Origin of the sequence: Chitinophaga flava, from assembly GCF_003308995.1 — a bacterium.
Taxonomy (GTDB): Bacteria; Bacteroidota; Bacteroidia; order Chitinophagales; family Chitinophagaceae; genus Chitinophaga; species Chitinophaga flava.
Genome location: NZ_QFFJ01000001.1, coordinates 2,068,886 through 2,086,661 on the forward strand (window position 1 = coordinate 2,068,886; position 17,776 = coordinate 2,086,661).

A 17,776-nucleotide genomic window follows, 5' to 3' on the forward strand; every position below is an offset into this window, starting at 1 on the left:
ATAATTGATTAGAAAATGTAACGAACACCCAGCTGCATAGACCATGTGCTGGAAGCACTATAAAGATTCTGGAATGGTGTGGTATACAGCGCTCCGTTATTGTTGTACTGCATACGGTATACAGGCACTCCATTGGCATCGTAACTTCTGAATGCCAGCGGCTGGCTGGTAGTAACACCTTTCTGAATACCCCAGAACCGGTTCAACAGATTCGGCAGATTATTGATGTCTGCTGTAAACTGCAGGGTATGTTTGGACTTACCGGTTTTCAGATAAAGCTCCTGCATAAAACGGGCAGAAATATCATTATACCATTGGGTGATCGCACCGTTTCTTTCAGCATACTGACCGCGGCGTTTGCTCAGGTAAGGTGAGTTGTCGATGAATTTGTCCAGCGCTGCAGCCTGCTGGTCTGGTGTGTAAGTATAGGTAACACCACCTACTGTAGCAGTGTATTGTTCGAAGTTGAAGTCTTTCGCTTTGTTAGGCACAAACATCAGGTCCTGGTTATTACCATCTCCGTTCATATCTCCATTCAGCCTGTAGGTCACATTGCCGGAAGGAGCACCCTGATACACCAATGAAATAGTAGTAGCAGCATGGTTCAGGTACTCGAAACGATAAGACAGTATGCTCACAATACGATGACGTGCAACAGATGAAGCCGGATTCATTTCCAGATCATTGCTGGTACCTACTGTAGCATTGCCATTCCAAATAGAATATGCCTGAGCACCGGTATTGCCGGAGATATCCTTGGCTTTCGTATAGGTGTAAGCGATAGATCCGTAAAATCCTTTGGAGAAGGCTTTTGACAGCTGGGCAGTCATCGCATAGGAATATCCTTTGCTGGTATTCTCCAGTACTACAGCGGAGCTGATATTAGGATAAATATATCTGTCAGGACCTGCGGTAGACATATAGCGGGGCCTGTTGTCTACACCATTGGCCATGCCGGTAGGATCTTTCAGGTTGGCATTACGCATACGGATAGCATTGATATCTTTAGTCACCAAACCTTCCAGGGTAAAGGTATACCCCTTTCCAAGATTCTTATCAACAGCAATGTCTGTTCTGAAGATCTGCGGGAACTTGAAATTAGGATCTACCAGCACAATATTGCTGGGAATGGAAGTTCCTGCTACCGGCGGGAACAGGTCTGCATAAGCATCAATATTAGGATTGAATTTGATATCGTTCAGTTTGGCTGCTTCGTTGGTATTGTTGTTTTTCAGCGACACACTATTTTGATACATACCGGAGTTGGTAGGCATATTGGTCAGCCATACAAAAGGCGCCATACCATTGAAGATACCAGTGCTTCCGCGGATAATCAGTGACTTGTCGCCCAATACATCCCATCTTGCGCCTACACGCGGAGAGAGGGTGGTTCTTGAATTAGGCCACTGACCATTGTAATGCGTCATATTACCTTCTTTGTCAGGAAAAGTCAAAGCAGTGATAGCAGGGTTTTCCAGCGCTTTATCCAGATAAACCGGTCTTTCCGCTCTTAAACCCAGTGTTACTTTCAGTTTGTTATTTACTTTGATTTCATCCTGGAAATAAGCTGCGGCCTGTCCGTATTTCAGTTCTGCAGAGTACACTGCTTTTTTTCCGGGCACCATGGAATAGGCATAGGAATAATACAGTGGTGCTTTTTCAGTCATGAAATCATTCAGTGAATTATAGATATAATAGCTCTGTGCTCCGGGCATAAACATATTGCCCACCAGTTGATACTCATAAGACAAACCAGCCATCAGCGTATGTTTACCGGTATAGTAGGTAAAGTTGTCAGTAATGCTGTATGTTTTATTGAGAACATCGTTATTGTAACTATAAGGCTCGTAACCAAAACTCATGTAGTTGTGTGGAACGGTAGTACCATCAAATATTTCCACAAACGGGAAAGGCGTACTGTTGGTAATACGTGTGTCCTGTACCTTGGTAGCAGTCAGCAACAGGTTATTGGATATTTTACCGTAGGTACTGTTCAGCTCAAGTGTACCGGTTTTAACAACACGCTTAAAGCCATACATTGAATTGGAAAACACCATAGACCTATTGCTCAAACGACCATTAGGCAGAGAAGAGATACTGTTGGTTGTACCGGGCAGCGCAAAACCACCACCACCAATGATAGAAGAAGCATTGATAGAAGAAGGATCTTCATTGCTTGTAAAGTCACTGTACTTGGCAGTCAGCTTATGGTGGTTGTTGATATTCCAGTCTACTTTTACCAGAAATTTATAATTGGATCTTCCGGCTGTAGGATAATTATCATACGCACCCGGATCGTAGTTATATTTATCTTTCAGGAATGTAGCGAGTTTCGCCATGGAGTCGATAGGTGTGGAAGATGCATTACCAGCATTCTTACTACCATCAGCTACGAAGTTGGTGATTCTTGAGCCAGAGTTGACTTCATACTCACCATTCACAAAGAAGAAGAGTTTATTTTTGATGATAGGGCCACCCAAACTGGCGCCAATATTTTTTCTGGAAGAAGCAACTGCTTCATCCAGTTTTACATCTGCTACTTTTCTACCGTTAAATGTCTGGTCGCGATAGAATCCGTATACAGTACCATGAAATTCGTTGGTACCGCTTTTGGTAACGGCGTTGATACCTGCGCCTGTAAAGCCGGACTGGCGCACATCTACAGGAGCTATATTTACAGACAGCTCATCAAAGGCATCCAGGGAAATCGGAGAAGCACCACCACCAGGCAGCGGATCAGTGTTCAGTCCGAAGCTGTTGTTGAGGTTAGCACCATCCACTTTCAGGTTGTTGTAATAACCGCTTCTTCCGGCGAATGAGTTACCGCCGTTGGATTGTGGTGTAAGTTTGGTGAGGTCAGTTACACTACGGTTAAATGATGGCAGCGTAGCCAGCTGACGGGAGTCAAACACAGTGCTGGCACCACTTTTTTCTGTTGCCCCTTTTCTTTTTACACTGTTGGTATTGATAGTAACTCCTTTGAGTTCAGTCACACTTTCATCAAGTGTAACCACTACATCGTATGATTCACCCAACACCACGTTAAAACCCTCCACTACCTGTGGTTTAAAACCGATGAAATCCACTCTTAACAGGTAAGGTCCTCCTACACGTACACCTGTTAAGGTAAAGGAACCATTTTTCAATGAGCGGTTCTGGTACCTTGTACCGGAAGGTTGATGGACCAATGTGATACTGGCTCCTTCTGTACCTTTTCCATCCGGCCCTTTCACGATGCCGGTTACAGCGCCGGTCGTGACCTGTGCGCTCATTGCCAATGGCAATAAAAACAGCCATAGCCAATAAAATAATACTTTCTTCAGTGACATAAAAAAACAGCGTTTTAGTTATAATGTATAGGCAAAGCAATAGCAGTACAGGGTTTGAATCCTGCATCAGTTGGGCGCTCTGATGTTGATAACATCGGTTATCCTACCTCAGTCGCAGTATGAATATTTCCCTTAACGGCCTGCCTGTTGAAACACAGGAGTGGAACGAATTTGTGCATTCACAGTAACAGAAATGATAGCACTAAACAACAGGGATAAATACGACATGCATACTCTCATAACATTTTTAGATTTAGGTTCAACGTCCGGAGAACGTTAGATACAAATGTTTTCAAATGAAGATGCAAAGTAAATGAAGAAGAAATCAGAAGGTGTAATCTAAAAATCACCAAATAGTTATAAAAACATTAAGGATGTAAGATTCTTACATTTAAAGCGGTAAAAGGGCCACAAACGCGGGAAATCAGGCAGGAGAAGTATCACTATTGAGCGTATCGGCCACCAGTTGCCGGGTAGTAGCAGTGAGGTCAGCAATGTCCTGGTTGGTAACAAGCGCAGCCAGAAGAATATCACGGTTAACAATCAAGAGCCTGATCTGCTGCAATGCTTTGTATAATAACAAGATCCTTTCCCTTGGCTCATAGGTGCGAATATTGGCCAGTATTGATTCTGTTTTATTCCAGCGGGAAACGATTTTGGCCATAAACCATTCCGCCACTTCAGGATCATGTGTAGTCACCTGTTTAAAAAAAGCAGTGTTGTAAACTCTTAACTGTGTTGCTACCAGCGGTCTGCAGAATTCTGAAAAATCATCTTCCTTCAATACGTCCAGGTTACCAAAAAATTCTCCCGGAACAACCAGCTCATATATGAACTCCCGGCCTTTGTCCGAGATACGTCCAAGTTTCACTGCTCCGCTGACAATCTCGTAGATATCAGTAAAACGCTGGTTAGTATCATACAACTGGCTACCTCTCTTCACAGAAATCACTTTCACATGTTCTTTCAGAGCAGGAATATTTTTTTGGACCAGATAGTTGTATAATCCTATTTCTTCAATCAAAGACATAGCAGTACAGGATTCATTCCTGCAAATTATTTAAACTTGTAAAAGAATTTCCTCTTTTAACATTAAATAACAGATATCATTCCCGTATCTCGCTGTTTCCCAATGCAATGGTTCTTATATCCCCGGATGTGAATAACAAAACTTCACTCAACAGCCTGTTTTGGCGTATCATTTGCTATCACGTGCATGAATGTAGGATGAATGTAATAAGCAGATATTCAAGCGCCATGTCACAACAGACTGTCAACTATTGAGCACTGATACAACTTTGAGCACGCAAATTTATATTATTTAATATCTATATATTAATATTGCCAATCAAACCACAATTATTAAAACCGAATCATGAAAAACCAAATCCGGGCCTTCTTAGTGGCCATGCCTGCACTTGCACTGCTTTTCAGCGCCTGTAACAAAAACGACTCCGGCGGAAACGGCAACGCCAAACTAACCGTATACCTTACAGACGCTCCTGCTAATTATGATGCTGTAAATATTGATGTTCAGGATGTTCTGGTAAATGCATCCGCCGGAGACAACGGCTGGCAATCCATCCATCTGTTGCGCCCAGGCGTCTACAATCTCCTGAATTTCAGAAATGGCATCGATACTGTACTCGCCTCCAGCGGCCTGCCTGCAGGCAAAATCTCCCAGATAAGACTGGTGTTGGGCAGTAAAAACAGCGTAGTGGTCAATGGTGCTGCCTACCCACTGGAAACGCCTTCTGCTCAGCAATCCGGCCTCAAACTCAATGTACAGGCCACACTCACAGCAGGCGTGGAATACCGCCTCTGGATTGACTTTGATGCCAACCGATCTGTAGTTACTACCGGCAATGGTAAGTATATCCTCAAACCGGTGATCCGCACCTATACCCAGGCTACCAGCGGCTCCATCAAGGGTATAGTACTCCCGGCCATCCACATCAATAGCGTATTCGCTATCCAGAACACAGACACCATCGCTACCGCCAAACCAGATCCGCTGACCGGTGCTTTCCTGTTGACCGGACTGAATGCAGGCGCTTACAACGTTGCCTTCGCAGGTGATGGCCTCGTAAAAGATACGATCGTAGCCAGCGTAAACGTAAGCATAGGGCAGGTTACCAGCATAGCACCTATTACACTTAAATAACACATCAGAAAAAATAAAACGCGAATCGCCCATTGAAACTAATCAATGGGCGATTGACTTTTATAAAATCTCCGCTCATCAGGAGCATCAAAAAAATCACTTACATCACAGTTTCAGGGCTGCATTCAGCTCTTCCATCGTAGATACACCTTGTTTTCTCCAAACCTCTTTACCATTTTTATACAGGATCAGTGTAGGCAATCCTTTCGCATCGATCGCTTTCATCACATCGATATCATTGCCGCCATCTACCTTCACGAAGGTGACGTTTTTATTTTTTTGCAGAAACTTCACCAGCGTAGGTTCCATCTGCCTGCAGGGAGGGCACCATGCTGCGCCTACATCTGTGAGCACAATACCTTTAGCGATGCCTTTGTTGTAAGTATCCACGGTCATCTGCGCCTTTTTCTCTGATACCCCTTCCAGTGGCAAACCGGCCAGTTTCCATGCGTTGACACCATTTTCCAGTTCCACCACTTTATTAAAACCATTTTCCCGCATCCACTGCGCAGCTTTGCTGCTGCGGCCTCCGGCCAAACAATACACATAAACCGGCTTCTGTTTATCGAGGTATTTCACCCGCTCACTAAACTCTGCTTTGTTGTTATAGTCTGCCTGCAAAGCATTCGGCAGGTGCCCTGTATTGTACTCAGCGGCTGTACGCACATCAAAAACCTGTACACCAGGCTGATGGATATCTTTTGAAAAAGCAGCTGCATCTTCGATGTTGGACTGCTGTGCCTGTAAGACACTGCCGGTGCATAATAAAACGGCAGTTACTAAAAAACGGTACATAATGGATTATTTCGGTAAAAAATTAATGAACAATTCTGTTCCCTGCCGCGCACGATGAGAATTGTAGCAACTGGCCAGGGTCTTAAAATGAAACAAGGGCGCAAATAACTCCCGGTATTCGGCCTCACTTCCCCCAAATGGCGGGCCGTCATGTGTGAAATTACGGTTAAATAATACCCCTGTCAGATGCCCACCTGGTTTGATCAGTGTATGCATATGGTCTACATAATCTCTCCGCAGAGAAGGGTCTAATGCACAAAAGAAAGTTTGTTCGAGCACCAGGTCATAACGGGCATCATGATTAAAAAAATCTCCTTCCACCACTTGTATGTTGGTACCGGCCAAAGCGGTACGCAGCTGCTCCACCAGTGCCGGGGCGATGTCCAGCACTGTCACGTTTTGAAACCCCTGCTGATGCAAATAAACAGCCTCGTAACTATTCCCCGCACCAGGTATAAGTATCTGAAGATCATGATCTTCCAACTGATCAATGTATGCTTTCAGGGGAGGTGATACCTGCCCCATGTCCCAGCCGGTATCGCCGGTCAAGTAACGGTTATTCCAATATTGCGGATCGGTTCTCTCCATCAGTGACTATCTCTTAAAAACACTAATTACAAACATAATTGTTTATTTTTATACTTTATACCAATTGACCCCCGTAAGGGAATTATCCTATGCCATGAAATACTTAAGGATTGTAATTCAGCTGCTCGGTGCTATATTATTGCTGTTGATCAACCCAGTTGATGTTTTCTCACAGAATATAGACATACTACCCAACAAAACTGCTGACTGTCCACCTTTTACCGTTTTCTTCAACACTAAGCTGGATCCTGGCTATAGCCGGCTGGAATGGGATTTTGGTATAGGCGCCAAAGTAATCGACAACCCTACACCCTCCCGTATATTTCCCGACCCAGGTGTATACCATGTGACACTCACCGCAGATTATGCCGGCAAAAAAATAGTGAAGACAGTAGATATCACTGTTTACAATAGGCCCGTCGTGTCATTTACGGTAGATAAAGACAACGGCTGCTCACCGCTGACGGTGAACTTCACCGACCATTCCACCCCTGGAGATGGTACCATAGAAAGTATTGTATGGAATTTCGGAGATGGTAGCGCCGACCAGGGCCCTAATGTCCCCCATAGTTTCACAGACCCCAACAGCTACAACGTAATCAGCCTGGTCACCAACAGCAAAGGTTGCAGAACCAGCAGTGAACCTAAAATCATCACTGTCCGGAATGCGCCCCTGCTCTCTTTTACAGCCGACAATACCCAGAGCTGTACAGCACCGCTGACCATCAACTTCCAGAATACCACTGTCAACACTACCGGAGATCCCATGACTTTTGTATGGGATTATGGAGATGGAACTACCGGCACCAACGCTACCCACACCTACACGAAGGAGGGCAATTATACGGTTACACTGATCCCTACCAGTACCAACAACTGTGCGGCTCCATTACAGAAAAAGGATTATGTAATCATAAAAAAACTGACACCCGGATTTGTGCTTAATGATGGCTGTGTGGGTCAAATTGCTACTTTGAGCAGTACCACCACTCCCAGGCCGGATTTCATAAGCTGGGTATTACCTGATGGTACTACCTCCACCAGCTTTAATCCGGGCTTTATTGTAGGTATGCCCGGCGACTACACTGTGAAAATGAAAGCCACTGTTGGCGGTTGTTCCGAGGAAATAACACAGACAGTTCATATAGATACCAGGCCTGTGATCAATCCGGTAGCTTCACCCAAAAGCTCCTGCTCTGCACCATTTACCACTACTTTTAAAGCACAGTCGCAGAACGCTACTTCCTGGCTGTGGGATTTTGGTGATGGCACTACTTCTACAGAAGAAAATCCCACGCATACCTATACAAGACAAGGTAGTTTTACTGTCACCCTCACAGCCAAGGGCAGCGGCAACTGTTCTGTGACAGTCACTAAATACGACTATATCCTGATCACCCCGCCGATACTCACGATTACGCCCAGCGGCGGTACTGCGTGTACTCCACTGACATTACCGTTTAGCGTCAGTATCACCAATGGTGAAACCATTACCGGCTATCTGTGGGATTTTGGCGATGGTACTACTTCCACACTAAGCAACCCTACTCATGTCTTTAACGGACAGGGGATTTTTACTGTTACGTTGCAGGTGACCACCGCCGGCGGCTGTAACCTGAGTGCTAAGGCTGTTTTCCGTACAGGTGTACCTCCGGTGGTGGATTTCGATGCTACTCCCCTGAAGTCCTGTCCAATGGAACCTGTGCAGTTCAACAACCTCTCCACACCCAAAGGCCCTGATGTGACGTATAATTGGATCTTCCCACAGGACAATACTACCAGTACGCAGGAAAATCCCGCCCATGTTTTTAATGAAATAGGGATGCATGATGTACGGCTAATCGTCAACAACAACGGATGTGTCCGCGAACTCCTAAAGCCTAAATACATACAGATATTACCACCCAAAGCGAAGTTCACCAACCAACCCGACTGTGTGGATTTCTATCACCGGAAATTCATCGATCAATCAGACTTCGGTCCTGATCCGGTGCCTAAAAAAGAATGGCTGTGGGAATTTGGCGAAGGTGGCGCTACTTCAACCTTGCAAAACCCGGACTTTACCTACACCACTACCGGTAGTAAAACCGTCAAACTCACCATCGACAACGGTATCTGTAAATCAGTTACCACGACGAACATCAACATCATCGACGAAAAACCTGTCCTGCTGCCTGATGTACCCTGGATATGCGTGGGTAAATCCCTGCATGTAAGCCTGGGTCCTCTCATTGCCGGCAATATCAACTCCTATTCATGGGATTGGGGAGATGGCACCCAGCTGTGGTTTCAGGGGTTTGAGATCGACCCTTCCAAAGGTCTGTCTCATACTTATCTCAAACCCGGCACCTATACCATACAACTCTCGATCGTTGACAAAAACGGTTGCAGACGTGTAGCGACTCCCGTAAAAATAGATGTACATGGCGCTGTGGCCGATTTTACCGTTACCGGTAAAAAATGTAAAGATGATCTGCTTTCCTTTACAGATAAATCCACTATCGATGCCGGTAACCAGATCGTCAACTGGAAATGGGATTTCGGTGATGGATCCCCTGCGGAGAATTATACCACCCAACCCATCAATACACCTCACAAGTATACTGACTTCAAAGCCTATACGGCCATACTGACCACCACCGATAAATACGGATGTATAGTGCCTGCACAACAGCTGGTGTACATAGAAACCGTGAAAGCTGATTTCAGAGCACCCAGTATTGTCTGCAAAGGCAGCAGTTTCAATTTCACCAATACTTCTACCGGTACTATCACCAATTATCAATGGGACTTCGGCGATAACACCACCGGCACTGATGCTAGTCCGAGTAAATCCTACGCGGCTCCCGGCACTTATACCGTTTCACTGAAGATCACCACACGGGAAGGATGTACAGATCAGATTACAAAAGATAAAGTTCTTCGTGTACCCAATCCCGTAGCCGACTTCTCTTATCCTCCTAATCTGGAACTCTGCCCACCGGTAAAAGTATTGTTCACCAATAAATCCAGCGATTTTGTAAAATCACTGTGGAACTTCGGTGATAACAGCACTTCTACCAAAAGCGATCCCGGTGAACATATCTATGTGAAGGCCAAAACCTTCAATGTAACACTCACCGTATATTCAGAAGGCGACTGCTCCAACATGAAAACCATCCCGGTGACCATCGAAGGCCCCGACGGATCATTTACTGCCACACCAGGAAAAGGCTGCGTCCCGCTGCCCGTGACCATCACCGCCGTAGCCAATAAAACCACTAATTACCAATGGGACTTTGATGATGGTACCGTACTCACTACTCTGGTGCCGGTAGCTCCCGCCCATACTTATACCCAGCCTGGTATTTATACCCCGCGTGTATCGCTGGTAGATGGAAAAGGTTGTTCGGTAAAGGCAGATGGGTCCGATCAGATCGTTGTAGACAATATGGTGGCTAATTTCACCATAGACAACACCGCTGCCTGCGGCGGCGGGACCATTAAGTTCAAAAACACCAGTACCGCTGTCACCAAAGATTTACTGGGCCTGAATTACACCAGTAAATGGACTTATTCACCAGGCAATACCTCATCCAATACTGATGGCTCCTTTACTTATCCACAGCCAGGTACCTACAATGTTACCTTGGAAGTAGTCAGCAACTATGGTTGCCCAGACACTAAAACATTGCCGGTTGTCGTGCCTACGCAGCCGATGCCTGTGATATCTGCCATCCCTGAGTTGTGTATCAGCGGGAAAGTACAGTTACGCGGCACAGAGGTCAACAATCTGCCCGGCACCAAATGGATATGGCTGGTGGGCAACAACCAGCAGTTTGATGTCCCTGCACCACCAGATCTGGATATCAGCACCATTGGTACCACGCCGGTAAGGCTCACCATCACCAACGCCGATGGTACCTGTCCGGGTGTAGCCAATACGAATATCATTGTACATCCGCCACCAACCCTCAATCCCACACCTGCTATATCTACCATCTGCAAAGGTGCTTCCCTGCAGCTGTATGCTAATACAGATCCATCGTCCACCGTCAGCTGGACACCTTACAATATATCAGATCCCACCAGCAAAACACCCATGGTAAAACCCGACAAAGACGCGGTATATGTGGTGAATGCATTGAGTGAATTTGGCTGTAAAAACAAAGCAGAAGTAAGTGTTACAGTAATACAACCTTTCCGGATGTTTACGCAGGACGCCGAGATATGCGCCGGCAGAAGCATCCAGCTTCAGTCCGGAGGTGCGCAACGATACAAATGGATACCGGCAACAGGCCTTAACCGCGCTGATATTCCCAACCCTGAGGCCAGTCCTGCCGCTACCACCACTTATCAGGTAGTGGGCTTTGATGACATAGGTTGTTTCTCCGATACTGTATTGGCAAAAGTGACCGTACATCCTACGCCACAAATCAATGCAGGCCCTGATATGGAAGTCGCTACCGGTACGGTGGTACCCATCCCGGCAGTAGGCAGCAATGATATCACTAAAATTGAATGGACACCCATCACCAACCTCAGCTGCTTCAACTGTCTGGCACCGGTGGCCACTCCCAAAGCATCTACTACCTATCATGTAATGGTAATGAACCAATACGGCTGCGTTGCCACCGATGATATCACCATCAAAACAGTGTGTAACGGTGGAAATGTATTCGTTCCCAATACCTTCTCTCCTAATGGCGACGGTATGAACGATATCTTCTACATCCGCGGCAGGGGTATGCAAACCATCCGCTCCTTCAAGGTATTCAACCGCTGGGGACAGCTGATGTTTGAACGTTTTGGCTTTAATGCCGACGATCCTACTTTCGGATGGGATGGACGGTATAAAGGAGAATTGCTCAACCCGGATGTTTATATCTATTATGCAGAAGTGGTATGTGATAACGGAGAACCGATTTTGCTGAAGGGAAATGTGACACTGATACGATAAACGACTGATTTTTGATACAACTGCTTGAAATAACCGGTTCATTCTCAGTTCATTCCAGGTAGTTGTATTAAAAAATCATAAATCAAAAAATTATATATATACTATTTTTCGTTAATTTGTGGTATGTATCCTATGAAATACCTACCGGCTAAGTGTCTCAGAGCGCTATTGCTCCTGATATTCCTGGTGCAGGGCAACATTTTGCTGGCCCAGCAGGCCGATTTCTCCTATACCGCGGTACCAGCCAATATGTGCAATCCTGTTACACTGACATTTAAAAACAACAGTACTGGCAAACCTACCGCCTATTCCTGGGACTTCGGCGATGGCAGGACTTCGCATGATACGAACCCGCAGATCACCTACACCGCCTCCGGCCCTAAGAAGGTTACCCTGGTAGCCACTTATGCCAACGGGTCCAGCACCTATTACCGCACTTTCGAAGTAGGAGCCACCCCACAGGTGTCTTTCAGTGCCGATGTGACCAGTAACTGTAAATTATATACCGCCAATTTCACCGATGCCACTCCCAATGCAGTCACTCGTATCTGGGATTTCGGAGATGGAACACCGCTGGTAACCACCAGCAACGCATTTACCCCGCACGCCTATACGAAAGCAGGTAAATTTGACGTCAGCCTCACCGTTATCAACAGCAACGGTTGCCAGGCATCCATCACCAAAACAGCCTATATCACCGTTTCCCTTCCGGAAATATCCATGGACCAGCCAGTGAATGGTTGCGTACCCTATAATGCCACACTGAATGCCACTTCTGTCAACGCTCTCAACGATCCTGTAACAGAATGGAAATGGGACTTCGGCGATGGCACTTCTCTCATTACAGCTACGGGATCTACCGTACACCCATATCCGCAAACAGGCACCTACAACGTGACTGTTTCCGTGAAAACCAACAGCGGCTGTCAAATCAGCAAAACCTTCAACAAACAGGTGCGCACCGGCAATCCACCTTCAGAGGTGAGTTTCACCGCTACCCCTTCAGCTGCCTGTGTAGGCGAGCCCGTTAGACTGCTCGCCAGCGCCAAATACGCCGACAGCTACAGCTGGGACTATGGCGATGGCAACACCGAAGAAGTATTTACCAACGATATACGCCATGCATTTACAGCCAATGGCAACCTCACCGTCAATATGAAAGCCGGCAGCAACGGCTGTTACACCGCAGCACCACCAGTAACTGTTAATATCACCGGACCTGTTTCCCGCTTCACCATTGCCCGCGACTGCAACGATAAAAGCAAATTTATCTTCACCAACACATCTGTTGGCATCAATCCCAACTCCACCTTTCAGTGGGACTTTGGCGATAACACACCGGTTGTGAACAGTCGCGATGCCGTGCACTCCTATACCACACCCGACAATTATACCGTACGCCTGACTATTGGCGAGAATGGCAATACCTGCAGCCATAGCAGCTTCCAGACAGTTTATTATTTTAAAGCTGATTTCTCCGCCGGGGTAAGTGCTATCTGCCGCGGCAGCAAAGCCACCTACGAAGTACTCAACGTGCCCGTCAACCTCGTAGCCGACTATACCTGGCAGTTTGGCGATGGCTCCGTATTTACCACCACCGATCAGCGTTTCGTAAAAACATGGGCTACCGCCGGCTCCTTCACCGATCAGCTGACCATCCGCTATAAAGATCCGGCCTACTGCAATGATGTTGTCACCAAACCCGCCAATATCAACATCCTGGCGCCGCAGGCCGATTTCGGCACTGCTTCCGCCACCTGCGCCGGACAACCGGTTACCTTTACCAATACGTCTGTACCTTCTACCAATATCCCCATCGCCACCTGGCAGTGGGACTTAGGCAACGGGAAAGTGTCTTCGTCACAAACGCCCGCTGCTACTACCTATTCCGCCTCTGGTGCCTATACAGTAAAACTGGTCATCACCGATGCTCGCAACTGTCAGGACTCCATCAGCAAAGATGTGAATATCAATTCCACACCTTTTGTACGGGCCTCCAGTGCGCAACCTAAAATCTGCGAAGGCAACAATGTTACCTTACACGCCCAGTCAGACGGAAACGTACAGTGGCTCAACGCTGCAGGACTCAGTTGTGTATACTGCCCCGATCCGGTAGCTTCTCCCACTACCAATACCCGCTACTATGTGGAAGCATCCAACATGTACGCCTGTACGACAAAAGACTCTGTGGATATTGCTGTAGTACCTAAGGTAAACCTCAGCGTCAGCAAAGATACTTTCGCCTGCTACGGATCTTCTGTACAACTGAAAGCCAGCGGCGCCACCGTTTACAACTGGACACCTGTCACCGGGCTTACCAACAATACCATCGCTAATCCGGTCACTACACCTACTGAAGATATCACCTATCAGGTAACCGGTACCAACGATCCGATGTGTCCTATGAGTGCACCTCTGTCGGTGAAAGTAGCCGTTAAACCCATCCCGAGCATCAAGGCAGGTAATGATCAGACTATCGTAGCCGGAGATATTGTAAAACTGATGGCCAGCGGCAGCGCAGACATCGTGAAATGGCAATGGTCACCTACTGATTACCTCGACAATCCGACTTCACCATTTACGAATGCAGCAGTGCGTAAATCCATTACCTACGCCATTACCGGTACTAACCAGTTTGGCTGTACGAAAAGTGATGTATTGAAGATAGACCTGGTATGTAATACCGACCTGATATTTATTCCCAATACTTTCAGTCCGAACGGAGATGGTGTAAACGATGTCTTTTACCTGCGCGGCAAAGGCATCAGCCTCGTGAAGTCCTTCCGTATTTTCAACCGCCTCGGACAGGAAGTTTTTCATAGAGAAAATATTAATGTGGAAGATATCAATGCCGGATGGAATGGCTCATTCAACGGCAAACCGCAGGCAGCCGACGTTTATATTTATTTCGTGGAAGCCTACTGTGATGCCAACGAATTTTTCAGGCTGAAAGGCAATGTAACATTACTCAGATAATAACAAGCAGACCATATGAAAATTATATACAAACTATTACTGGCGCTCATTGGTATCAGCTGTTGCACACAGCTGCATGCACAGGACATACACCTGTCCCAGTTTTATGAAACGCCGATACTCCGTAACCCTGCCCTGATCGGCATTTTCAACGGAGATGTGCGTTTTCAGGCAGTATACCGCAACCAGTGGAACAGCGTTACCATTCCTTATCAGACCGGTACTATGAGCGGTGAAATCAAGTTCTCCGTTGGTAACGGTAACGACTATGTTACCACAGGGTTACAGCTGACCTATGACCGGGCCGGTACTTCCAAACTGCAGTCTACCCAGATATTTCCGGCTGTCAACTACCATAAATCCCTGAATGAAGACAAAACCAGCTTTTTATCCCTGGGTTTTATGGGCGGTATTGTACAACGGCAGTTTGACCTCACCAATATGACTTTCAACAACCAGTATAACGGTGGTCGTTTTGATCCGGCAGCTCCTACCGGAGAAGAAGGCAAACTGGCCCTCAAAGGTTATACTTATCTGGATGCCGGCGTGGGGCTCAGCTATAACAGTGTAATCGGGGAAGATGTGAATTATTTCCTCGGAGCGGCTTATTACCACTTCAACCGGGCTAAAATCTCCTTCTACAATGACAAAAACATAGAAATGGCACCCAAACTGTCTATTAATGCCGGTATTACTATTCCGTTGGAGGAAAGGGTAAAGCTGATCGCGCATTATAACCAGCTTCATCAGGGCAGCTATTCAGAATATATCGGTGGAGCGCTGATCGGTTATGGATTGATGAACGAAGGTTTGGAGTCTACCCGTGCCATCTACGGAGGACTGTTTTTGCGTTGGAATGATGCCATTATCCCGACTGTGAAGATCGATATGGAGAAATTTGAGGTAGCGATGAGTTACGATGCTAATATCTCGCAGTTGAGAACAGCCAGTAAAAGTTTCGGTGGATTTGAAGTGTCATTGGTTTTCAAGGGGTTCCTCAACAGCCGCAACAGTACACTGGAACGTTTGAACTGCCCCAAGTTCTAAATGACTGAAAATCAGCTATTTAAATTTCAAAAATTAAAGCGTTAAATTTTACATAAAAAAAATGCGTGATTAACAAAATGGCGCATTGTTTGTTATTTTTATGGAGGAAAATGGGACTTGTGGGCCTGAATTAACAAACAAAAATTAGGAAATATTTGAAAAAAACTTTATTTTTATAAGACTATGTGGAAAACCTCTACCCTCATTCTTATTACGGTTTTTAGCCTTTTATCCTTCGTTGGCAAGGCTCAAGACAGGACCCTACCGAGCAACAATCCGGAGGGGGGTAGGCAAATTGTAAAACTCTATCCCAACCCTGCCACCAACATCATCAATTTTGAAATTCAACAGCATAATAACGACCGCATGTATGATCTTATTGTGTACAATTTTCTGGGAAAAAAAATTGATCAGATAAAAAGCATCAGTAGCAGAACAACTGTAAATCTCGACAACTACTACAACGGTCTTTATATCTTTCAGCTGCGCGACCAGCGTGGTAATCTGGTAGAATCCGGTAAGTTCAACGTAGTAAAATAGCTTTCAGCTATCGACTATCCCTCATTAACATAAACCCATTAACAAAGAAAGCCTATACCCGAAAGCTACTCCTTTATCCTTCTTAAACGATCTCTACGATCAGGAATTTCAAATAAGTCGTATTCTCAATATTCCTCAAAATGGGGTGATCTTTTGCCTGTGTCTGGAAGGTAACCTGACGCAAACGTTTTTTCGCGTCCCGTGCTGCCGCATCGATGGTTTGCAGGAAAAGATCCGGTGAAACCAGATTGGTGCAGGAAGCTGTAACCAGAAAACCGCCCTGGTTGAGCAGTTTCATCCCTCTGAGGTTGATTTCCTTATATCCGGTTACTGCCTTTTTAATATTCTCACGGCTTTTGGTAAAAGCAGGTGGGTCCAATATTACCACATCAAATTTGCGATCATCCCGGGTGTATTGTTTCAGCTGGTCGAAAGCATTCACCGCCTGGAACTTACAGATATCCTGCAGGTTGTTGAGTTCTGCATTACGGCGGGCAGTTTGAACGGCATGTTCGGAGATATCCAGTCCCAGCACGCTCTTAGCACCATAGTAACCAGCGTGGCAGGAGAAAGTGCCAGTGTAGCAGAATGCTTCCAGCACATCGGCATCTTTCACAATACGGTTGATTTCACGGCGATTGTCCTGCTGATCGAGGAAATAGCCTGTCTTCTGGCCATTTACGATATCCACATGGAATTTCAGGCCGTTTTCATTGATGATGATATTGGTATCAAACGGGGCGCTGAGGAAGCCTTTTTGTTGTTCCATGCCTTCCAGTTCCCTTACTGGTACATCGTTGCGTTCGTAGATACCTTTGGGGGAGAAAATCCTGTTGAGCGCGTCTACAATGGCATGTTTCCATTTTTCCATGCCCAGCGCCAGGGTTTGCAGCACCAGATAGTCATTGAACTTATCGATAACGAGGGCAGGCAGATCATCTGCTTCCCCGAAAACCAGGCGGCAGTTTTCCACATAGCCCAGTTTCTGACGGTACTGCCAGCATTTGAGCAGGCGACGGTAGAAGAATTCCCCGTTGATTTCTTCGCTTTTATCGCGGGTCAGCAGGCGCACCAGTATCTGAGACTGGGGATTGATGTACCCTCTTCCGAGGAAAGAGCCCTGATGGGTATGTACGTCCACGATATCACCGGGCACCACATCTCCCTTGATCTCTGACACCTCATTGCCAAACACCCAGGGGTGGCCCAGCAATACCCTGTTTTGTATCTGTTTCTTTAAAAAAACCTTGGTCATTTACTTTATTTCGAACTGCAAAGGTACACAGAACAATTTCGAATTGCGAATTACGAATTACGATTTATGGATCAGCCTGGTTTTCTGTCACCTTCATTCGTAATTCGTATTCGCCATTCATAATTATTCCCTGTTCCTGTCTT

10 protein-coding genes are annotated in these 17,776 nt (G+C 46.1%); 5 read left to right on the forward strand and 5 right to left on the reverse strand.

Annotated elements, in window-relative coordinates; genetic code table 11:
• Nucleotides 1–8: 8 nt before the first annotated feature.
• Together DF182_RS08290 and DF182_RS08295 are read right to left on the reverse strand one after the other, a co-directional pair.
• Nucleotides 9–3,329, reverse strand: coding sequence for a TonB-dependent receptor (locus tag DF182_RS08290; protein ID WP_113615176.1), 3,321 nt, complete (start codon nt 3,327–3,329; stop codon nt 9–11).
• 424 nt (nt 3,330–3,753) lie between these two features.
• Nucleotides 3,754–4,359, reverse strand: coding sequence for a Crp/Fnr family transcriptional regulator (locus tag DF182_RS08295; RefSeq protein WP_113615177.1), 606 nt, complete (start codon nt 4,357–4,359; stop codon nt 3,754–3,756).
• A 345-nt stretch (nt 4,360–4,704) separates the two neighbouring features.
• On the opposite strand from DF182_RS08295, the gene DF182_RS08300 reads away from it, so the two are divergent.
• Nucleotides 4,705–5,493, forward strand: a complete 789-nt coding sequence (locus DF182_RS08300) for a DUF4382 domain-containing protein (protein ID WP_113615178.1) — start codon at nt 4,705–4,707, stop codon at nt 5,491–5,493.
• A 105-nt stretch (nt 5,494–5,598) separates the two neighbouring features.
• On the opposite strand, the gene DF182_RS08305 is transcribed toward DF182_RS08300, so the two are convergent.
• Together DF182_RS08305 and DF182_RS08310 are read right to left on the reverse strand one after the other, a co-directional pair.
• Nucleotides 5,599–6,288: a rhodanese-like domain-containing protein gene (locus tag DF182_RS08305; RefSeq protein WP_113615179.1), complete on the reverse strand. Its 690-nt coding sequence runs from the start codon at nt 6,286–6,288 to the stop codon at nt 5,599–5,601.
• 6 nt (nt 6,289–6,294) lie between these two features.
• Complete coding sequence (locus DF182_RS08310; RefSeq protein ID WP_113615180.1) at nt 6,295–6,876, reverse strand: methyltransferase domain-containing protein; 582 nt, start codon at nt 6,874–6,876, stop codon at nt 6,295–6,297.
• A gap of 94 nt (nt 6,877–6,970) precedes the next feature.
• Here DF182_RS08310 and DF182_RS08315 point away from each other — a divergent pair, with 94 nt between their 5' ends.
• The 4 genes from DF182_RS08315 to DF182_RS08330 all read left to right on the forward strand — a co-directional run bounded on the left by DF182_RS08315 (nt 6,971) and on the right by DF182_RS08330 (nt 16,378).
• A complete protein-coding gene (locus DF182_RS08315; RefSeq protein WP_147243378.1) occupies nt 6,971–11,815 on the forward strand; it encodes a PKD domain-containing protein in 4,845 nt (1,614 codons plus the stop codon).
• Between the two features lie 132 nt (nt 11,816–11,947).
• The gene (locus DF182_RS08320; protein ID WP_161964091.1) at nt 11,948–14,791 is read left to right on the forward strand and encodes a PKD domain-containing protein; all 2,844 of its coding nucleotides are present in this window, start codon (nt 11,948–11,950) and stop codon (nt 14,789–14,791) included.
• A 15-nt stretch (nt 14,792–14,806) separates the two neighbouring features.
• Nucleotides 14,807–15,838: a PorP/SprF family type IX secretion system membrane protein gene (locus DF182_RS08325; protein ID WP_113615183.1), complete on the forward strand. Its 1,032-nt coding sequence runs from the start codon at nt 14,807–14,809 to the stop codon at nt 15,836–15,838.
• 183 nt (nt 15,839–16,021) lie between these two features.
• Entirely contained in the window at nt 16,022–16,378 is a 357-nt protein-coding gene (locus tag DF182_RS08330) for a T9SS type A sorting domain-containing protein (RefSeq protein WP_113615184.1), read from the forward strand.
• An 82-nt stretch (nt 16,379–16,460) separates the two neighbouring features.
• Here DF182_RS08330 and DF182_RS08335 read toward each other — a convergent pair whose 3' ends face one another.
• Nucleotides 16,461–17,633, reverse strand: a complete 1,173-nt coding sequence (locus DF182_RS08335; protein WP_113615185.1) for a class I SAM-dependent rRNA methyltransferase — start codon at nt 17,631–17,633, stop codon at nt 16,461–16,463.
• Nucleotides 17,634–17,776 lie beyond the last annotated feature (143 nt).